Source organism: Flavobacterium sp. Sd200 (genome assembly GCF_009826935.1).
Classification (GTDB): Bacteria; Bacteroidota; Bacteroidia; order Flavobacteriales; family Flavobacteriaceae; genus Flavobacterium.
In genome coordinates this window covers 225,878-243,973 of record NZ_WUMN01000003.1, presented here as the reverse complement: position 1 = coordinate 243,973, position 18,096 = coordinate 225,878, and the positions used below count along the sequence as shown (strand labels likewise).

18 protein-coding genes are annotated in these 18,096 nt (G+C 39.9%); 12 read left to right on the top strand and 6 right to left on the bottom strand.

Features of this window, described 5'->3' with window-relative positions; all coding sequences use genetic code 11:
* Positions 1-161: 161 nt before the first annotated feature.
* The 3 genes from GR160_RS10370 to GR160_RS10360 all read right to left on the bottom strand — a co-directional run bounded on the left by GR160_RS10370 (position 162) and on the right by GR160_RS10360 (position 4,891).
* Positions 162-3,374: a T9SS sorting signal type C domain-containing protein gene (locus tag GR160_RS10370; protein ID WP_160749800.1), complete on the bottom strand. Its 3,213-nt coding sequence runs from the start codon at positions 3,372-3,374 to the stop codon at positions 162-164.
* A 231-nt stretch (positions 3,375-3,605) separates the two neighbouring features.
* Positions 3,606-4,097 carry a 6,7-dimethyl-8-ribityllumazine synthase gene (gene ribH, locus GR160_RS10365; protein WP_160749799.1) on the bottom strand — a complete coding sequence of 164 codons (492 nt, stop codon included), beginning with the start codon at positions 4,095-4,097 and terminating at the stop codon, positions 3,606-3,608.
* Complete coding sequence (locus tag GR160_RS10360) at positions 4,097-4,891, bottom strand: tetratricopeptide repeat protein (protein ID WP_160749798.1); 795 nt, start codon at positions 4,889-4,891, stop codon at positions 4,097-4,099. The genes ribH and GR160_RS10360 overlap by 1 nt, the downstream gene beginning before the upstream one ends.
* Positions 4,892-5,033: 142 nt before the next feature.
* Here GR160_RS10360 and GR160_RS10355 point away from each other — a divergent pair, with 142 nt between their 5' ends.
* The 11 genes from GR160_RS10355 to GR160_RS10305 all read left to right on the top strand — a co-directional run bounded on the left by GR160_RS10355 (position 5,034) and on the right by GR160_RS10305 (position 15,252).
* Positions 5,034-6,113: a DNA replication/repair protein RecF gene (locus GR160_RS10355; RefSeq protein ID WP_160749797.1), complete on the top strand. Its 1,080-nt coding sequence runs from the start codon at positions 5,034-5,036 to the stop codon at positions 6,111-6,113.
* A gap of 56 nt (positions 6,114-6,169) precedes the next feature.
* A complete protein-coding gene (locus GR160_RS10350) occupies positions 6,170-6,841 on the top strand; it encodes a DUF2461 domain-containing protein (RefSeq protein ID WP_160749796.1) in 672 nt (223 codons plus the stop codon).
* 44 nt (positions 6,842-6,885) lie between these two features.
* A complete protein-coding gene (murB, locus tag GR160_RS10345) occupies positions 6,886-7,899 on the top strand; it encodes a UDP-N-acetylmuramate dehydrogenase (protein ID WP_160749795.1) in 1,014 nt (337 codons plus the stop codon).
* A gap of 257 nt (positions 7,900-8,156) precedes the next feature.
* Positions 8,157-8,822 carry a hypothetical protein gene (locus tag GR160_RS10340; protein ID WP_160749794.1) on the top strand — a complete coding sequence of 222 codons (666 nt, stop codon included), beginning with the start codon at positions 8,157-8,159 and terminating at the stop codon, positions 8,820-8,822.
* The gene (locus GR160_RS10335) at positions 8,822-10,285 is read left to right on the top strand and encodes a LytTR family transcriptional regulator DNA-binding domain-containing protein (protein WP_160749793.1); all 1,464 of its coding nucleotides are present in this window, start codon (positions 8,822-8,824) and stop codon (positions 10,283-10,285) included. Before GR160_RS10340 ends, GR160_RS10335 begins: the two co-directional genes overlap by 1 nt.
* 103 nt (positions 10,286-10,388) lie before the next feature.
* Complete coding sequence (locus GR160_RS19415; RefSeq protein ID WP_160749792.1) at positions 10,389-11,492, top strand: glycosyltransferase; 1,104 nt, start codon at positions 10,389-10,391, stop codon at positions 11,490-11,492.
* On the top strand, positions 11,483-12,046 hold the full coding sequence (locus GR160_RS10325) for an RNA polymerase sigma factor (protein ID WP_237421205.1): 564 nt from the start codon (positions 11,483-11,485) through the stop codon (positions 12,044-12,046). Before GR160_RS19415 ends, GR160_RS10325 begins: the two co-directional genes overlap by 10 nt.
* A 210-nt stretch (positions 12,047-12,256) precedes the next feature.
* Entirely contained in the window at positions 12,257-13,102 is an 846-nt protein-coding gene (locus GR160_RS10320) for an energy transducer TonB (RefSeq protein WP_160749790.1), read from the top strand.
* Between the two features lie 128 nt (positions 13,103-13,230).
* Complete coding sequence (gene lipA / locus GR160_RS10315) at positions 13,231-14,121, top strand: lipoyl synthase (protein ID WP_160749789.1); 891 nt, start codon at positions 13,231-13,233, stop codon at positions 14,119-14,121.
* Between the two features lie 133 nt (positions 14,122-14,254).
* Positions 14,255-14,701, top strand: coding sequence for a DUF1493 family protein (locus GR160_RS10310; protein ID WP_160749788.1), 447 nt, complete (start codon positions 14,255-14,257; stop codon positions 14,699-14,701).
* Between the two features lie 8 nt (positions 14,702-14,709).
* On the top strand, positions 14,710-15,252 hold the full coding sequence (locus GR160_RS10305) for a GNAT family N-acetyltransferase (protein WP_160749787.1): 543 nt from the start codon (positions 14,710-14,712) through the stop codon (positions 15,250-15,252).
* Positions 15,253-15,258: 6 nt separating this feature from the next.
* Here the strand turns inward: GR160_RS10305 and GR160_RS10300 are convergent, their stop codons facing one another.
* The 3 genes from GR160_RS10300 to radC are packed head-to-tail and all read right to left on the bottom strand — an operon-like array spanning position 15,259 to position 17,378.
* A complete protein-coding gene (locus tag GR160_RS10300; protein ID WP_160749786.1) occupies positions 15,259-16,218 on the bottom strand; it encodes a S41 family peptidase in 960 nt (319 codons plus the stop codon).
* Between the two features lie 11 nt (positions 16,219-16,229).
* The gene (locus GR160_RS10295; RefSeq protein ID WP_160749785.1) at positions 16,230-16,664 is read right to left on the bottom strand and encodes a cytochrome c oxidase assembly factor Coa1 family protein; all 435 of its coding nucleotides are present in this window, start codon (positions 16,662-16,664) and stop codon (positions 16,230-16,232) included.
* A 15-nt stretch (positions 16,665-16,679) separates the two neighbouring features.
* The gene (gene radC, locus GR160_RS10290; protein ID WP_160749784.1) at positions 16,680-17,378 is read right to left on the bottom strand and encodes a DNA repair protein RadC; all 699 of its coding nucleotides are present in this window, start codon (positions 17,376-17,378) and stop codon (positions 16,680-16,682) included.
* 96 nt (positions 17,379-17,474) lie between these two features.
* Between radC and GR160_RS10285 the strand changes: the two genes are divergently transcribed.
* Positions 17,475-18,059 (top strand): DUF1287 domain-containing protein, encoded by a 585-nt coding sequence (locus tag GR160_RS10285; RefSeq protein WP_160749783.1) that lies wholly within the window; start codon positions 17,475-17,477, stop codon positions 18,057-18,059.
* Positions 18,060-18,096 lie beyond the last annotated feature (37 nt).

The following is an 18,096-nucleotide window of genomic DNA, read 5'->3' as shown; positions in this document are numbered from 1 at the left end:
ACCTATTTTACTGCTTAAAACCAATACATTATAGATGTATTGTTACAAAATATCGACAACCTACATATTAACATATTTATATAACAAACATTTATTTAACAACAAAAGCCTACTGTATAAACAGCAGGCTTTTGTTTTAACCATAATTTAACAAATAAAGATTAAAATATGATCTTTTTACTTACTTTACCTTTGTTAGTATTTATCTCGACGATCAACACTTCTGTGCTTACCTGTAGACCCGTTATTGACACTTCAGATGCATTTACATTATCTTTGTTGTAAAGCTTCCTTCCACGAATATCATATACGTTTACATCTGTCATTTCCGCTATACCCGTATTAATATCTATTTGGTTGCCGTTTTTGTAAACAATTACACTGTTAGCATCCAGGTGCGGTGTATTAGCATTTAAAGTCCTTGCAGCATATACCACTTCAAACCTGTCATTAAAAGTTCCTGCCTCTGTAGTAAAAGTATAACCTGTGTGGGTTATGTTGTTCACAGTATTGGCCACATTATCTTTTATAAAAATTTCCTGGCCTTCAGCAAATACCCCCTCTACATTATCAAGTGATATAGTATATTGTCCTGACTGGGCAGCATTATATCCCAATGCAACAACATCTGTAGTTGTAAACTCCGGTCTTGCCTGTATTGCAAGATTTGTTTCCTGAGCAATAGAGTATATCGAAAGCCCACCATCGCTTAGTTGCTGACCATCATAACCATAATCTAAATCAGTAGTAGCTTCTTCCATATAAGCTATAGCTGCCTGGCTAAAACCATTTTCTGCACCTGTAAGGTTTAGCCAAAGACGTGATGGTGCAGATTGTGCTGTCCTGAAGAACGATTGATTGCCGCTTACAGGAGCATTTCGACGCATACTGTTTGTAAACAATATATTAGTTCTTGTTGGTGAAGCAGCAGTTTTTACAATAAACCCCTGCCCCTGTGCCAATGTCCAGTTAACGTTACTGCCTGTATAATATACTCCCTGCTCAGATCCGCCGCCCGTAGCTGAGTTTTTGGTAAAGGCTGCAAGAGTAATAGTAGCATAGGAAGAAACCTGAGCGTTATTTCTTTTTCTCCACAAATAAATTGCTGAGTTGGCCTGCAGAACGCCTGAATTTTGATCGAAAAAATCTTTAACACTTATAGGCGATGCATACGGGTTGCCCACAGCTGTATAGCGATTGCCTTGTGTAGATGCCGGCACACTAACATCGGCATTGTTTGGCACACCCGTAAAAGTACCGTCTATAGTTATCGAAGCGGTTCCTGCATTATAGCCCGTTGCACTGTTGCTATTTGGCATGCGTATAAGGTAGCTTTTACCCGGTACAAAATTATTAACGGTTGGATCTACGATAAAATACTGCTCAAGGTATGCATTAGCCGTAGCATCAAAATCATACTTATATTCATAAAAACGACCTACTGTTGTTTGAGGTGAAAAAGCCAAGAGGTTTTGTCCTGTAACCGGGGCACTCCACATTGTATAATCAAGTCTGTAAAGCGGGTTGCTGTTTTTATGAACAACTATAGACCCCTCGTCCTGCACTTTCTCGATTTGCACTAAGGCACCATTGTTTTCTACAATAACATTTCCTGTCGCCTCTACAGTAAGCTTGTTTTTAACCGTAAGTGTTTTTCCTGTAGGCACCGTTAGCGTTACATTTGGTTTTACCTGACAAGAGCATACCTCAAGATTTTGTGGCAACGCAAGGTTACTTCTTATTTCTACCGCCGTATTGATATCAGGGGTACCATTCCATCCGTTATTATACACTAAAGGAGCAGGAACTGTTACCGCTTTTGTTGCAGCTGTAGTATATGCGCCACAAGCCGATTTTATCCTAACCCAATATGTTGTTGTAGTTGTAGTAACTACAGTAAGTGTAGCTCCTGTTTGACCTGCTATTATATTAGAACCAACAGCCCCTGTACCCCACTCATATTGCGCGCCCTGAGCCAAAGTACCCCCGGTTGCTGTAAGTGTAATAAGTGCATTTTGGCAGCACGATGCCACACCCGATATTGAAGACGGTGCAGTAGATACATTTAAAGGAGTTATAACCAGTTTTGCATTTGCGTCTCCACCATTCTCTTCTACCCTTAACTCTATTGTTGAATTAGCATCAAGATCAAAAGTACCAATGTTTTGTACCGGCTGTCCTCCGCTGTATCCTACAAAGTTCCAAACCTGCACACCGTTTATATACAGGCGGCTGTCGTCGTCCCAGTTTTCCATTTGTATCCTATAGCTTCCGCAGGTAAAACCTTTACGTTTGTGCACAAAAGTAAAATTCTCTATAGGAAGCTCACAACCTGTATAGCCATTAGTGCTGGCATAAAAAGATGGCGAAGAGTTTTTGTTCCATGAAGTTTGTGTATCAAAGCCCAGTGTAGACACACTGTAATATCCGGCATATTCTGTAGTCGTAACATTAAAGTCAAGATCTCTGCCCCTGTAGCCATATACATTCCACTTGTTGTCTCCGTAGGCAGAAGGGTCGCCTGGAGCCGGTGTAGCTACTGTAACGGTTCTTGTAATACCCTCTGTAGTTGTAGAACATGGTGCAGCACTTACACGCCTAACCCAATATGTTTTTGTAGTATATGGTTGTACTGTTATAGATACACCCGTTTGGCCTGCTATAATATTTTCGCCAACCACGCTGCCCACACCCCATTGATAAGTACAGTTTGCACCGGCAAGACCACCTGTTGCAGTTAGTGTTGTACCAGCAGAGCAGCTTGAGGTAGCCGTACCAGAAATAAACGTAGGGGCTGTAGACGTACAAGATGCCAAAGCATAATCGAATTTTATTCTTGATGCACCACCGTGCTCAAAATACTCTAACACCATATTAATAACACCACCTACATGATAATATGTAGCCGTTTTAGACTGAAAACCGTGGTCAGCCCAGTCGCTCATATTAGTCGGGAAATTAGCCCCACCATCTAAACTTAACCTGTAACCGTCATCTCCGCCAATAGTATAGGTGTACCAACCTGCAGCAAGATTAGCCTGCATTTTATAACGGATGATAAAGTTTTGATTGTAAGTACCGCTACATAGTGTAGACTCAGATGGCAAAGCACCGTCTCCTATGTTCTGGTCAAAGTTTGCTGTGCGTGTAACGTAGCCTTTATAGTTTGCCGATGCAAAAGCTGTAGCAGTTGGCGTGCCGCTTGCTGATATAGGGCTGTATACATAACCTCTCCATTCGCCCTGTCCGTAAGACGTTTGGTCGCCAACAGGAGTACACGTTTGTGCATTTGCCTGTAAGCCAAATAAGCATAGCATTACAAAAGCTGAAAAGCTAAAAATGCTGAAATTAGTTTTTGGGGTAATTTGTGCCATTTTGTAAAGTTTTGTTTCAGTGATTTTCTTGTACAAAGGTATTTTAACACTCATCCTTAATCTGTGGTTTTTAGATGAGTGCAGTTTTTGTTGCGACGAACGGTAAAAAAATCCGTTCAAACTGCAAAAACCAGCAACACTTATTGCTTCTAAATAAATCAATGAAATTAACAGGCACAAAAAAACCTTTCGTTTGCGGAAAGGTTTAATATTATAAGTAAGGAGTTTCCCTTAACTTGTCTGTCTTCTAAGATTAGCCATTTTTATGGCAACAATAGCCGCCTCAGTACCTTTGTTACCATGAATACCACCGCTTCGGTCTATAGCCTGCTGCATGGTATTATCAGTAAGTACACAAAATATTACCGGCACATCTGTAAGTACATTAAGGTCTTTAATGCCTTGGGATACTGCTTCGCAAACAAAATCAAAATGTTTTGTCTCACCCTGTATAACACTGCCTATTGCTATAACAGCATCTACACTTTGAGTTTCTATCATTCGCTTGCTGCCATATACCAGCTCAAAACTTCCCGGCACATCCCAAGACACGATATCATCCTGAGCCACGCCGTTTTCAAGCAAAGCCTCAACAGCACCTTTATAAAGGCCTGATGTTATATTTTCATTCCACTCAGAAACAACTATCCCAAACCGAAAGCCTTTCGTGTTTGGGATAGCGTTTTTATCGTATTCGGATAAATTTTTATTTATTGTAGCCATTATTCAAGCTCAGCTATATAAGCGTCTATCATAGCGCCCTCTGTAGATGCGCTGTATTTTTCTTTAATTTCTTTGAAGTATTTAAGAGCATCGTCTTTTTTCTTTTGCTCTAAAGATACCTGTGCTGCTTTAAAAAGGAAACGCGGTGTAAGCACATCGTTATCGCTAACTTTAGCAGCATCAAGATAATATTTTAAACCTTCGTCAAGAGTACCAAGTTGTACAAAAGCATCGCCCGTTGCACCAAGAGCAGTAGCTTTTAGTATCTCGTCTTTAGTTTTAAAATCTTCAAGGTGCTCTACAGCATCTTTATATTTACCTGTGTTAAGGTAAGCAGTACCTGCAAAATAATGTGCAAGGTTAGCTGCGTCTGTACCACTGTATTTATCTATAATAGCAAGGAAACCAAATTTACCTTCGCCACCGTTAAGTGCAAGGTTGTATAGAGAGTCCTGAGATTTTTGTGCATTTACAGCCTGTGTAAAATACTGCTCTGCCTGAAACATTTCGTTAGCAGCCTCTTCTTCTTTAGGGCCATCAACAAATTTATCAAACAGCAAATAGCCAATAGTTATAAGAGCTACAACACCTACTACAACAAAGATAGATTTTTGGTTTTTTTGTACCCACTCCTCAGTTTTAGAAGCTCCTTCGTCAAGCGAATTAAAAACCTCAGCCGTAGTACTGTTTCCATCATAGGCTACAGTTTCCTCTACCGGAACTGCTTCAACTACATCATCTTCAGGTTTCTCAGGCTTGGGTGCTTTATAGCCTCTTTTATTATATGTTGCCATTTATTTTATTTTAGTGAGCGCAAAAATAAAATTTTTATTGAAATCTGAAAGACCTTTTTATGGATATTTTTCAATAATTTGCGGGCTCTGTAAAAAAGCAGTGCTTTTTGCACAAAGTTTTCATAGCCAGCATCCATTGCAAATGCATTTACAAAATTTATCACTCCTTAATTATAAGAACATCGCTGAGGCAAATTATGAATTTGACCCCAAAATAAATTGCTTTACCGGAAAGAACGGTGTTGGCAAGACCAATGTACTCGATGCCATATACCATCTTGCTTACGGAAAAAGCTACTTCAATCCGCTTGCAGTGCAGAATATTAAACATGGCGAAGATTTTTTTGTAATAGACGGCACTTTTATAAAAGAAGACAGAAAGGAACAAATTATATGCAGCCTGAAAAAAGGACTTAAAAAGGTTTTAAAACGCAACGGTAAGGCATACGACAAGTTTAGCGAGCATGTGGGGCTTATTCCTCTGGTAATTATATCGCCGTCTGACAACGATCTTATAACCGAAGGCAGCGAAACAAGGCGTAAGTTTTTAGACAGCGTTATATCTCAGCTTGACAGTTCCTATTTACAGGAGCTCATCAATTATCAAAAAGTGGTAGCACAGCGCAATGCACTGCTTAAATATTTTGCCCTTAACCACACTTTTGATAATGACACGCTTTTGGTTTACAACGACCAGCTTAACACCATGGGGCAAATTATATTTGAAAAGCGACGTAATTTTTTGGCTGATTTTGTCCCCATTTTTAATAAACACCACGAAACCATTACTGGCAGTGCAGATAATGTAGATCTTGTTTATGACAGCCAGCTAAAAGAGAAATCCCTTGCTGAGTTATTTACCGAAAACCTGCAGCGCGACCGTGTACTGCAATACACCAGTGTTGGCATACATAAAGACGACCTGTTGTTTGAAATTGAAGGGCATCCTATAAAAAAATTCGGGTCGCAGGGGCAGCAAAAATCGTTTTTAATCGCCCTTAAACTTGCGCAGTTCGAGTTTATTAAAAAACAGGGAGGCGTTTTGCCCATTTTATTGTTTGACGATGTTTTTGACAAACTCGACGAAAGCCGGGTGGAAAAAATAGTACAAATGATAAACGATAAAGTTTTCGGCCAAATATTCATCAGCGATACCCATGCCGAACGCACCGAGAGCATTATTAAAACTACCCACCAGAGTTATAGTATTTTCAGGATGTAGTAATTTGAACTATAAAACCGCTTTGAAACCCCACAACAAATTCCTACTTTTATGTCATGATAACACCCAATACATTAAAATTTCAGGACGACTTAAAAAAGAACAACAATCGCGACTGGTTTCAGGCAAACCAAGACAGGTACGAAAACTATAAAAAAGACTACAAAGACACTGTTGAGAAGTTCTTGGAAGAAATTAAACCTTTAGACGACAGGCTTGAACAACTTGAGTTTAAAGATTGCTCTTACCGCATTAACCGCGACATCCGCTTTAGTAAAGACAAGACTCCTTATAAAACTCACTTAGGCATTTGGATGTGCGAAGGCAAAAAGAACACCAATCTTGCGGGATATTATGTACACATTGAAAAAGGCGCATCGTTTCTTGCCGGAGGGCTATATTTTCCTGACGCTGCCGACCTTAAAAAAGTGCGTCGCGAAATAGACGGTTTTTATGAAGAGCTTGAAGAAATTATAGCTGCCGAAGATTTTAAAAAGGTATTTGGTAAATTGGAAAGTAATGAGGGCAATACCCTTAAAACATCGCCTAAAGATTTCGACAAAGATCATCCGGCAATAGAATTCCTCAAGCTAAAAAGCTTTTTGGCCTCTGCCCCTATCAGCGATAAAGAACTTACCGATAAAAACTTTGTAAAAAAAACTGCGAAAAAACTTATAGTACTAAAACCACTTGTAGAATTTTTAAACCGTGCGCTCACTACAGAGTAGCTTTTAGATGTACCTTTGCCGTTGTAAAAACAAACCGTCCTGAAATGGAAATCAAAACCAACTACCCTCTTAAAAACCATAACACCTTTGGTATTGCTGCTAACGCGAAAGAATTTGCTTCAGTACAGTCTGTTGCAGAGCTGGCAGAAGTATTAAAAGAAAACAAAGGCAAGAAATTGTTTATACTGGGCGGCGGCAGCAACATGCTCCTTACTCAGAATATTGATGCCCTTGTAATACACGTAAATCTTAAGGGCAAAGAGGTGGTTTGGCAGGATGACAACACGGTGCATATTAAAGCCATGGCCGGAGAAAACTGGCATGAGTTTGTGCTATATTGTATAGATCAGGGTTATGGCGGTATCGAGAACCTGTCACTTATTCCCGGAAACGTTGGCACGACCCCCATTCAGAATATAGGTGCTTATGGTAAAGAGATCAAAGATACCATGGTAAGCTGCGAAGCCATAGACCGCGAAACGCAGCAATTGGTAACGTTTACTAATAAAGATTGCGAGTTTGGCTATCGCGAGAGTGTTTTTAAAGGCAGGCTTAAAGACAAATACATTATAACATCGGTAACGTTCGGGCTTACAAAGACCAACCACGTTATAAACACCTCTTATGGCGACATTGCCGCCGAGCTTGCCAGCCATAATATAGTATCGCCTACCATTAAAGAGGTTAGCAATGCTATAACAACAATACGTCAAAGCAAACTGCCCGACCCTAAAGAACTGGGCAATAGCGGCAGTTTTTTTAAAAACCCTGTTATTACCATAGAACAGTTTGAGCGCATTTACCTACAACATCCCACTATGCCACACTATACTTTAGACGATAGTTTTGTAAAAGTGCCGGCAGGCTGGCTCATTGAGCAATGCGGTTTTAAGGGCAAACGTTTTGGCGATGCAGGCGTGCATGCAAAACAGGCCTTGGTATTAGTAAATTATGGCACCGCCACAGGTCAGGAACTACTTAACCTTTCTAAAAACATACAGCAAACCGTTTTAGACACCTTTGGCATTAGCATAGAGGCAGAGGTAAATGTGATATAAAGCACTCTTAAAACATCTAAAAAAATCCGCGATTCAGAGTTTTGAATCGCGGATTTTTTGCTTTCAGGCTGTACTTAAAGCGAAGCATTTTTCCTACAATGCATTTGGCGCTATTTTCTGTGCATTTCACGACATTTATTTTTGCAACCCACTGGTTTGTTGTTGTTTTGGAGTGTATTAAATTTTCATCAAGGACGCGTACTTGTTAAAATTTCACTAAATTTATAAACCAATTATTATCTTAAACCAATCACATTATGGAACCAAAACCAACTGCAGAAGAAGTTCAAACTGCAACAATCGCAAACACTGAAACAGAAATTATTGTTTTAGAAACTACTGCTACTACCACACTTCCTCCTCCGTCGAACTCTAATGAATGGACAGAGTACCAATTTATAAAAGCAGTATTAAAAAAAACTAATAACAATAGGATCGATGTGTTTATTGAACTCATGGTAAAAAATCATTTTGGAAATGATAATAAAAAATATGCGTTTGCAGGACCACCGCTCTTAATTAAATATGATGGGCATTATGCACTTGTCTTTAGATACAATAACATTGACAATCTTCGTGATGCCGCCGCAGAGATACCAATGAGTGTATCATTTAACCTTGAAAATAGGTATGAATGGGATGTAGACCAAAAGGTTAGAATAATGGCTATTAATGAAAAATCAGCTAACACTTTTTTGTCTCTAACACCTTATTATGTTTATAGAATAGAAAAAAATCCTGACAATCATATATCTTCAGATTCACTTACGGCACTTAACCAGCAATGGAACAAATATAATTCTGAAATAATCATAGACCCATACACATACACACCTGAAAATGAAGAATGTGAATCATTCGGCAAAAAAGGAATATTGACCCCAAAACTCGCCAAAGGCGACCTTATTTTAAAAGTTAAATAATGAGGTATATCACTTTATTTCTATTCCTGCTGGCATGGGCTTGCAATGGGCAAAACCTACAGGCTTTTATACCTAAAGAGGCTACATCTAACCCTCAGGAATATTTACATAAAGCTAAAAAAAACAAGCCGGCTACCGCTAAAGAAGTAGCCGGCAATTATTATGCTGTGGGAAAATGTTATGAATATTTAAACCACGAAGATATTGCCCTTAAATATTATATGCTCGCCAAACAGCGTTTCGAAAAACTCAGGCTCACAGAATTTTCTAAAGAGATGGCCTTTGAAATTCATAAACTAATTTCGTCTCAGGAAAATTACACCAAATACGGCAACAGTTTTTTTAAAGAATACTACAACTACGCCAAAGAAACCGACAACGATCAAAAACTCGCTAAATGTTACAGTCTTTTAGGCACCAAAGCGGTCGATTATTATGACCTTACTGACAATGCAGAAATGCTCGACACCGCTAAAGTATATTATAACAAAGGCTTAAAACATGCCGACGGCAACATACAAGCCTTTGCAGATCTTAACCACAATTTGGCCGTAGTAGAGACCAAGCTTGGAAATTTTAAAACGTCACGTTCCTATCTCGATAAAAGCCGCAAATATTTGGACTTGGGCGCAGGCAATGATTTTGATCTTTGCTGCAACTATTGTGTGTATGGAGTTTGCTATTTTTTCGAACAAAACTACCCTGAAGCCATTAAGTGGCTAAAAAAGGCGGAGGCAATACAAATACCTAAATACAAAGCTAAGACCACTCGTCTTATATACAAAAAACTCATGGAAAGCTATGATGCCGTGAACGACCAGCCTAATCGTCGCAAATATCAAAAGCTGTATCTTGACCTTGAAAAACAAATAAATGATGAGGAACAAAATATTGCCATACACGATATAGACGTGAAATATGAGGTTAAGCAAAAAGACAGGCAAATATCATTGCTCAGTGGTATAAAAGAAAGGTTTGAACGCCACAGGATAATATTCAGCACATTGTTGTTTTTGGTGTTTTTACTGGCTCTTTATTCCTTTATACGTTGGAAAAAAGTAGATTATAACAAGAAAAAACTAGAAGCCGAAAAGCAAACCGTACAGGCCGAAAAAGCTCAGATAGAAGAGCAGCACACTAAAACCGTAGAAGAGCTCGAAAAGGTAAAAAACATTGTGATACAGGACTATATTACGCTAAAAGACAAGACCAAAATTTACCTCAACGACCTTATGTATGTTAAAGCCGAAGACCACTACCTGCATGCCTTTAGCAAAGATGGCAAAAAGCATTTTGTGCGCGGCAAACTGAGCCAGCTAAGCAGCGAGCTTCCTCCCAACTTTGTAAAATGCCACCGCTCATACATTGTAAATACCAACTACATTCAGGCAACCAACAGCAGCACAGTAATACTTAAAAACAAAGAAGAGATACCGGTTTCGAGAGGTTTTAAATGGAATTAAAAACTGCCCGCTAAGCCACTTGCAAAAAAATAAAGCAGATGTTAAAATTTATAACTGCTACTTAAGGCGTTTTACTTAATTTTGCCCAAAATTATAAGCCTGTATGCTCAACATTATTTTTTATGTTTTTGTTGCCGTTGCGGTAGTACAACTTGTTTATTACCTTGGTATTTTTGGCAAATTCTCATTTGCCAAACCACAGGCTATTACCCCAAAAAGACTGTCGGTATCGGTAGTGGTGTGCGCAAAGAACGATGCCGAAAAGGTAAAAGAGCTTATACCTGTTCTTGCCACACAAAACTATCCTGATTTTGAACTGGTGCTTATAGACAACGCTTCGAGCGATGAAACCCTGGATGTTTTTGAAGAGTTTGAAAAGCAGTATGCTAACATCCGCCTTGTAAAAGTGGAGAACAATGAGGCCTTTTGGGGCAACAAAAAATATGCGCTTACCCTGGGCATTAAAGCTGCCCGAAAAGACTACCTGCTTTTTACAGACGCCCACTGCTACCCCACTTCGCCCGACTGGATACTGAGCATGACCTCTCAGTTTACGCTAAACAAAACTATTATTTTGGGCTACAGTGCCTACGAAAAAACAAAATCGTTCCTAAACAAGATCATCCGTTTTAATGCTATTATAACCGCAACCCAGCAGTTTGCATGGGCCAAGCTGGGCAAACCTTTTACAGGAGACGGACGCAACCTTGCCTACAAAAAAGACGAGTTCTTTAAACGTAATGGCTACATAAACCACATGAGCATACCCACAGGTGCCGATGCGCTTTTTGTAAACGATGCCGCAACCAAAAAAAACACTGCTGTTTGCTATGCTCCGGAGAGTTTTACCTACAGTAAAGCCCAAAAAACCTTTGCCGAGTTTATAAAAGAAAAACGCAGGGCAGCCTTTACGGCATCATTTTTTAAACCTTTAGACAGATTTGTAGTAAAACTGTTTACATTCTTTCAGGTGGCCTTTTTTGTGTTGGCAATAGTTTTACTGGCATTGCAATACAACTGGATGTTTATTGTACCTGTAATAGCCATTCGCTACATTGCCGCATGGATAACCGTTGCGCAGAGTGCTGCCAGGCTAAACGAAAAAGATGCGGCCTATTGGTTTCCGGTTATGGAAATTATCCTTATCTTCACACAGCTATATGTTTATATAGCCAACCTTACCTCAAAACCGGTACATTGGAAATAACCCCCAAGCTTATACTTGACAACATAGAAAAGGCCAAAACAGGCGATCAGGTTGCCTTTACCTTTTTACTGCATCATTACTGGAACGAAGTATATGGTTTTATGCTGAAACGCACTCAAAATGAAACCGACACCGAAGACATTGTAATAGAAACCTTTAGTAAGGCTTTTGACAGGATTGCCACCTACAACCCGGATTATGCCTTTAATACCTGGCTTATTGCAATTGCTAAGAATGTGCACATTGATTTGCTTCGCAAGAAAAAATCATCGCTGTTTGTAGAGATCACTGATGAAGAAGATGAAGACGCCTACAATATTGCTGACACATCGCCATCTGCAGAAGACAAACTGATCATAGAACAAAACCTTTCGCACCTTTTATCGTGCATAAAGCATTTAAAACCGCAGTATCAGGAAGTAATACAGCTTCGATATTTTCAGGAGATGAGTTATCAGGAAATAGCAAACCAGCTTGGCGAACCGTTAAATAATGTTAAAGTTAAGCTTCTTCGAGCTAAAAAACTGCTGTTAGAAATATTGACAAAAAAATAGTGTTTCAGTCAAAACACGTTTGTTTTAGCAATACAATAAGTACTCAATGCTTCATTTACCAACAATAACGCAACGTTTTCTTTTAGCCCATCATATAAACTACACGTTCTAAAGAATTTATCGTGATTTTTTATGGTAAACAATATACTATGCGCTCATACTATATCGTTATAGTTATAAATAGTTCAAACCATAAAAAATCAATCTATTATGTCAAAAGTAAGCGTTTTCGACCCAGCGTGGATCGATCTTGTATTTGAAGGCCGCAACAAAAAATACGGTGCCTACCAACTGCGCCGTGAAGATTCTAAAACAACAGGACTTGCCCTTTTACTGGGCATTGGTCTTATGGTAAGTTTAGTCGGTATACCTGCCGCTGCAAATTATTTAAGCCCTACGGAAGCTGTAGTAACAGAAAAAACCACTCGCGAAATTATAATTCATGATATTGAGCCTCCTGTTTTTAAAGAAAAAGAACCTGAGAAGCCTAAACCCGAGCCTGTATTTGAAGAACCTGCTCCAAAAGCAGCAGCCCCGGCAGCCTCTGCCCCTACTACACGTTTTAAACCACTTGCCCCCACATCTGAACCTGTAGAGACACCGCCAACTATAAACGATGTACATACTAGCAATCCAGGCAGCGTTACTACACCGGGTACTGAGGGAGGCATAAGTACAACATCAACAACAGCTGGTGTACCGGGAGGTACCGGAGAAAATGATGAAGGCGAAGGGACAGAAATTATAACCACGGCCGCTGTAGATGTTATGCCTTTCTTTCCAGGCGGGATGAAAGAATTTTATGAGCAGGTGGGCAAAAAATTCAGGACACCCGACATAGCCAGCAATTCGGTACTAAAAGTATATGTATCATTCATCGTAGAAAAAGACGGAAGTATGAGCAACATAAAAGTAGCCAGAGATCCGGGCAACGGAATGGCAAAAGAAGCTATAAGGGTACTACAGTCTATAAAAACCAAATGGGAACCCGGCAAAAAGAATGGCAAGCCCGTTAGAACGGCCTATAGTTTGCCCATAGTGGTAAACATGAAATAATATTAAAGCTCCGAAAGGAGCTTTTTTTGTAGCCTGACCTTTGGTAAACTTTCATAACATTTAACCTCTTTGGTGTTGTGCGGTGGTATTTAAATATACCTTATCTTTGTGGCCTAAAGTTTACGCTAATGGAAACTATTTTAGACACTGCCCGCCCCGTGGCTTCTAACGGGCTCTTAACACAAAAACCAAAATGGCTAAGGGTAAAACTGCCTACAGGCCAAAAATATACAGAATTGCGTGGGCTTGTAGACAAATACAAGCTTAATACTATATGCACATCGGGCAGTTGCCCCAATATGGGCGAATGCTGGGGCGAAGGCACGGCTACATTTATGATCTTGGGTAATGTTTGTACCCGCTCTTGTGGCTTTTGCGGTGTTAAAACCGGAAGACCCGAAACAGTTGATTGGGACGAACCTGAAAAAGTGGCCCGCTCTATAAAAATAATGAACATTAAACATGCCGTTATTACCAGTGTAGACCGCGACGACCTTAAAGACATGGGATCTATTATTTGGGCAGAAACGGTTAAGGCCGTTCGCAGGATGAACCCAAAAACTACACTTGAAACCCTTATCCCCGATTTTCAGGGTGTAGAGCGCATATTAGACCGTATAGTTCAGGTATCGCCCGAAGTGGTTAGCCACAATATGGAAACCGTAAAGCGTCTTACCCGCGAGGTGCGCATACAGGCAAAATATGAGCGTAGCCTTGAGGTATTGCGTTACCTGAAAGCAAGTGGTATTAACAGGACAAAATCGGGTATAATGCTTGGCCTTGGCGAAACCGAGGAAGAAGTACTACAAACTATGGCCGACCTGCGTGCCGTGAATCTTGATGTGCTTACCATTGGCCAGTACCTGCAACCAAGCAAAAAGCATCTTCCGGTTAAAGAATTCATTACTCCTGAGCAGTTTAAAAAATATGAAACTATAGGTCTTGAAATGGGCTTTAGGCATGTAGAAAGCGGTGCATTGGTGCGCTCTTCATACAAAGCGCAAAAGCATATTCTTTAAATTTTGTTTCGGGTTTCAGGTTTAAAGTTTTTTTGAAAGTTGTGTGTAAATAAGAAGTTACTTAGAGCACTCGATTGTGGCTCCAAAAGTCGTTACTCATTAATATTTTAAATTCCATAAATAATTTATCCCTATGGAACGTCAAAGTTTTACAGCAGACTATGTAACTCTAAAGAGTGCCTATTTGGAAGTTAAAACTTTTTTGGAAAAAGAAAGTTTTGATAAAGTTGACAATCTTTCTACAAAAATTGAAAACGACTTAGGAATGGCAGGTGATGATAATTATGAACTGCTTGAAAAGTTTGTTAAGAAATATGATTTGGGACACCACGATTTTGATTACTCCAAACATTTCCTTTCAGAAGGAGAATTATTTAGTCCTTTTACAACTTTATACTATATTTTAATATCACCTTTTTGGTTTATAAAAATAATAAGTTACGGTAAAATAAACTTATTGCCACCTAAAGGATATTGGCAAAGAGAGACACTCGACTTAACTTTCGGAGATATGGTAGCATGGTATCTGCATAAAAATTTTAAACTTCGTTCTGAGATAAATATCAAATTATCTACATAAAAAAACCTTTGACCATCCCTGAAATCCATACCGAACGGCTCACCCTTAAAACCGTAAATCCTGAAGTTTTGGATCATGTTTATGCGCACTTTTCAGATTGGGAGATCATGGACTTTTTAGGCCTGCCAACCATTGACGCCTTAACTAAAGAGAAAAACAAATACAACAAAGGGCTTACAACCTTCAATAAATCGTTCCTGTATTTTACAATCACTGATAACGCCACCGGTAAAGTCATTGGCTGGTGTGGTTACCACACCTGGTACACACAGCACAATCGGGCAGAGATTGGCTATGGCCTGTATTGTAGTGATTACATGCAAAAGGGTATTATGAGCGAAGCAGTAAAAGCAGTTCTTGATTATGGTTTTAATAATATGAACCTACACCGTGTGGAGGCCATGACTGCCACTTACAACACCGCAAGCATTAAAACATTAGCAAAGTTTGGTTTTATACAGGAAGGCGTGCTTCGCCAGCATTATTTGGTAGAGGGCATTATGGAAGACTCACTTATGTTCTCGCTTTTAAAGCACGAATATTTACATTAAAACAATTTAATGACTTTGCAGCCATACAATGGCTTGGTTTACAGCATCGGAGGGATTGCATTCTACATCGGGCAAAACAGACTTACCGTAACTTTTTTTATCCCTGTCGGCAAAAATCGCCTGTGTCAGGTTTATCCTCGATCCATCCGACAGTGTGTAGCTTTGATTAGCAGTAGAAACTCCATAGGTTTTGAATCCGAAACTTTTTGTTTTAGGCCGTCCTTTAAACGCCACTGCCATTGCCTCGCCAGAGCTTGCCGTAAGGGTATCTGTAAGCACGGCAACATACGGATGGCTTATTTTTAGGTGGTACACCTCTTTGTACTGCTCCATAGCAACATCATTGGCATACGATTTTCCATCGGCATATTTCCAGCTTTCAGCTTTACCATTAGCATCAATAAAATAACCAACTGTCCCATTACCAAGTATCGGGCCAACTGCTACTATCATGGGCCACATATTGCCTCCAAAATTGCCCCGCAAATCAACAATCCAGCCTTTAAGGTTAGCCTTATCCCTCTCAGATATTTGCTTTAATATACTGCCAATATAACTTTGTGTTTGCTGTTCGTTGCCAATACAAAAAGGCAACCTGATATAACCTATATCTTGGGGTACTGCCTCATCCTCATATACGGGAAGTTCTTTTTTTTCTGCATCTTCGGCTATAGCAATATTCGGAGCAAAATAACTATGGTGGTCGCCAAGTTCGGCCACAGCAAAGGCCACGGCATCATAAGTGTCTGCAACTGTTTTAGCATTCTTGGCCCGTTCAGTAACTTTAGCTGTAAAGTTATCCCAATCGATAGTATTCCTGTTTACAGAACTCGTTTTCAAAAGCGTAATCACTTCTTCAAGATAGGCCTGCGCCCCGGCAGACATATCAGGCTGCGAAGATCTGCAACCCAAGATCAAAGCGAACACCGCAAGTATAAAAATGATTGACTTAGAATAATATGACATAATAATTATGGTTAGTCCTCTAAAACCACAATTTCGCGTTTAGGGTCTTTAAGCCTTATTTTAATGGCATTATACTGCCATGCGTTATTAACTTTTGTAGCGGCTACATCCATGCGGCCTTTGGCTTTGCTGCCTTTTATCCTTACCGATAAGTTTACTGCATTATTATTATCAGAATAATTTACGTCACTCTCTATAATTGCCATTTGGTCTACAGGTTCCAGGTTGCCAAGCACACTAGTAACCTCATCATTATCTTGGGCTTGTTTCACAGCATTGTTATATAACGCTTCATCTGCCAGGGCATTGGCAAAACCACCAAGCTGCGCGTCTGACACCGATGAAAACATTACACTGCCCAACAGTAAAAGCAACACCAGCACCGGGGCAAACCATTTAATATTGCGTTGCATCCAGCTTTTATGTTGTACAAGTTCGTTATCCATAATTTGTTTAGTTGTTTATAAAATCCCGCCGTCAGCAAAACTAAAATAGTCTCTTTCGGTTACAATAACATGGTCGAGCACCTGTATGTCAAGCGACTGCCCTGCCGTCTTTAACTGCCGTGTTACCTGCTTATCGGCCTCACTGGCATTTAGTGTGCCCGACGGATGGTTATGCACCAAAATTATAGCCACCGCATTATGCTCTAACGCAGTTTTATATGCAATTCGTACATCAACCATTGTTCCTGTCAATCCGCCTTTACTCAACTGGGTTTTATAAATCACTTTATTGGAGTTATTAAGATAGATTATCCAGAACTCTTCATGGGGCAATTCGCCTATAATGGGTTGCATAATTTCAAACACTGCCCTGCTCGATGTTATTTGTTTAAGGCTAAGTGCATCTTCATCGCGGCGACGACGCCCCAGTTCCATAGCAGCGGCAATACTTATGGCTTTGGCCTCTCCTATGCCTTTAAAATTCATAAGCTGTTGTAGCGACTGTTTGCCCAAGGCGTTCAGGTTGTTGTCTACACTGGCCAGTATGCGCTTGCTAAGCTGTACCGCACTTTCGTTACGGCTGCCCGAACCTATAAGTATGGCAATAAGCTCGGCATCGCTAAGGGCTGCCTTGCCTTTAAGCATCAGCTTTTCGCGGGGCTGGTCGTCTTCTGCCCAATATTTTATTGAGAAATTGCCATGAGTATCTTCCATAAAGCAAAGTGATTTACACGAATTTAAACAAATTATAACAGCAATTGCCATACTACCCAATAATATTGCTCCGTTGTAATAGCAAACCAGCTAACCATGAGAACACTCATTATTTTACTATTATTAGGCTTTACCACCGCCCTGCCTGATACTGCCACACAAAATGACTTTTATGAAAGGTTGTCTAACGCTGCGATATCAATTACTAACGATAAGGTGGAGTATGATCCTGCCTATTTTAAAATAAAATATCCCAACGGCGATGTGCCTAAAGACCGTGGAGTATGCACCGATGTGGTTATTCGTGCTTACCGAAAACTGGACATCGACCTGCAACAGCTTGTTCATGAAGACATGGCTACTAACTTTGGTAAATATCCAAAATCGTGGGGATTAAAAGCTCCCGACACTAATATAGACCATCGTCGAGTGCCCAACCTACAGGTATTTTTTAGCCGTAAGGGCGAAGTTAAAACCGTCACTAATAATACAACAGATTACAAGCCCGGCGATATTGTTACCTGGATGCTACCCTCTAACCGCCCGCATATTGGCATTGTTGTAAATAAAAAAGGGACAGGCGGCCGTTATAAAATGGTTCATAATATTGGCAGCGGACAGGTTATGGAAGATTGCCTTTTTGAGTATAAAATCACAGGGCATTACAGGTATAAAAAATGAGGCGCAAATTTATATCTATTGTATGTATTGCTTTAGT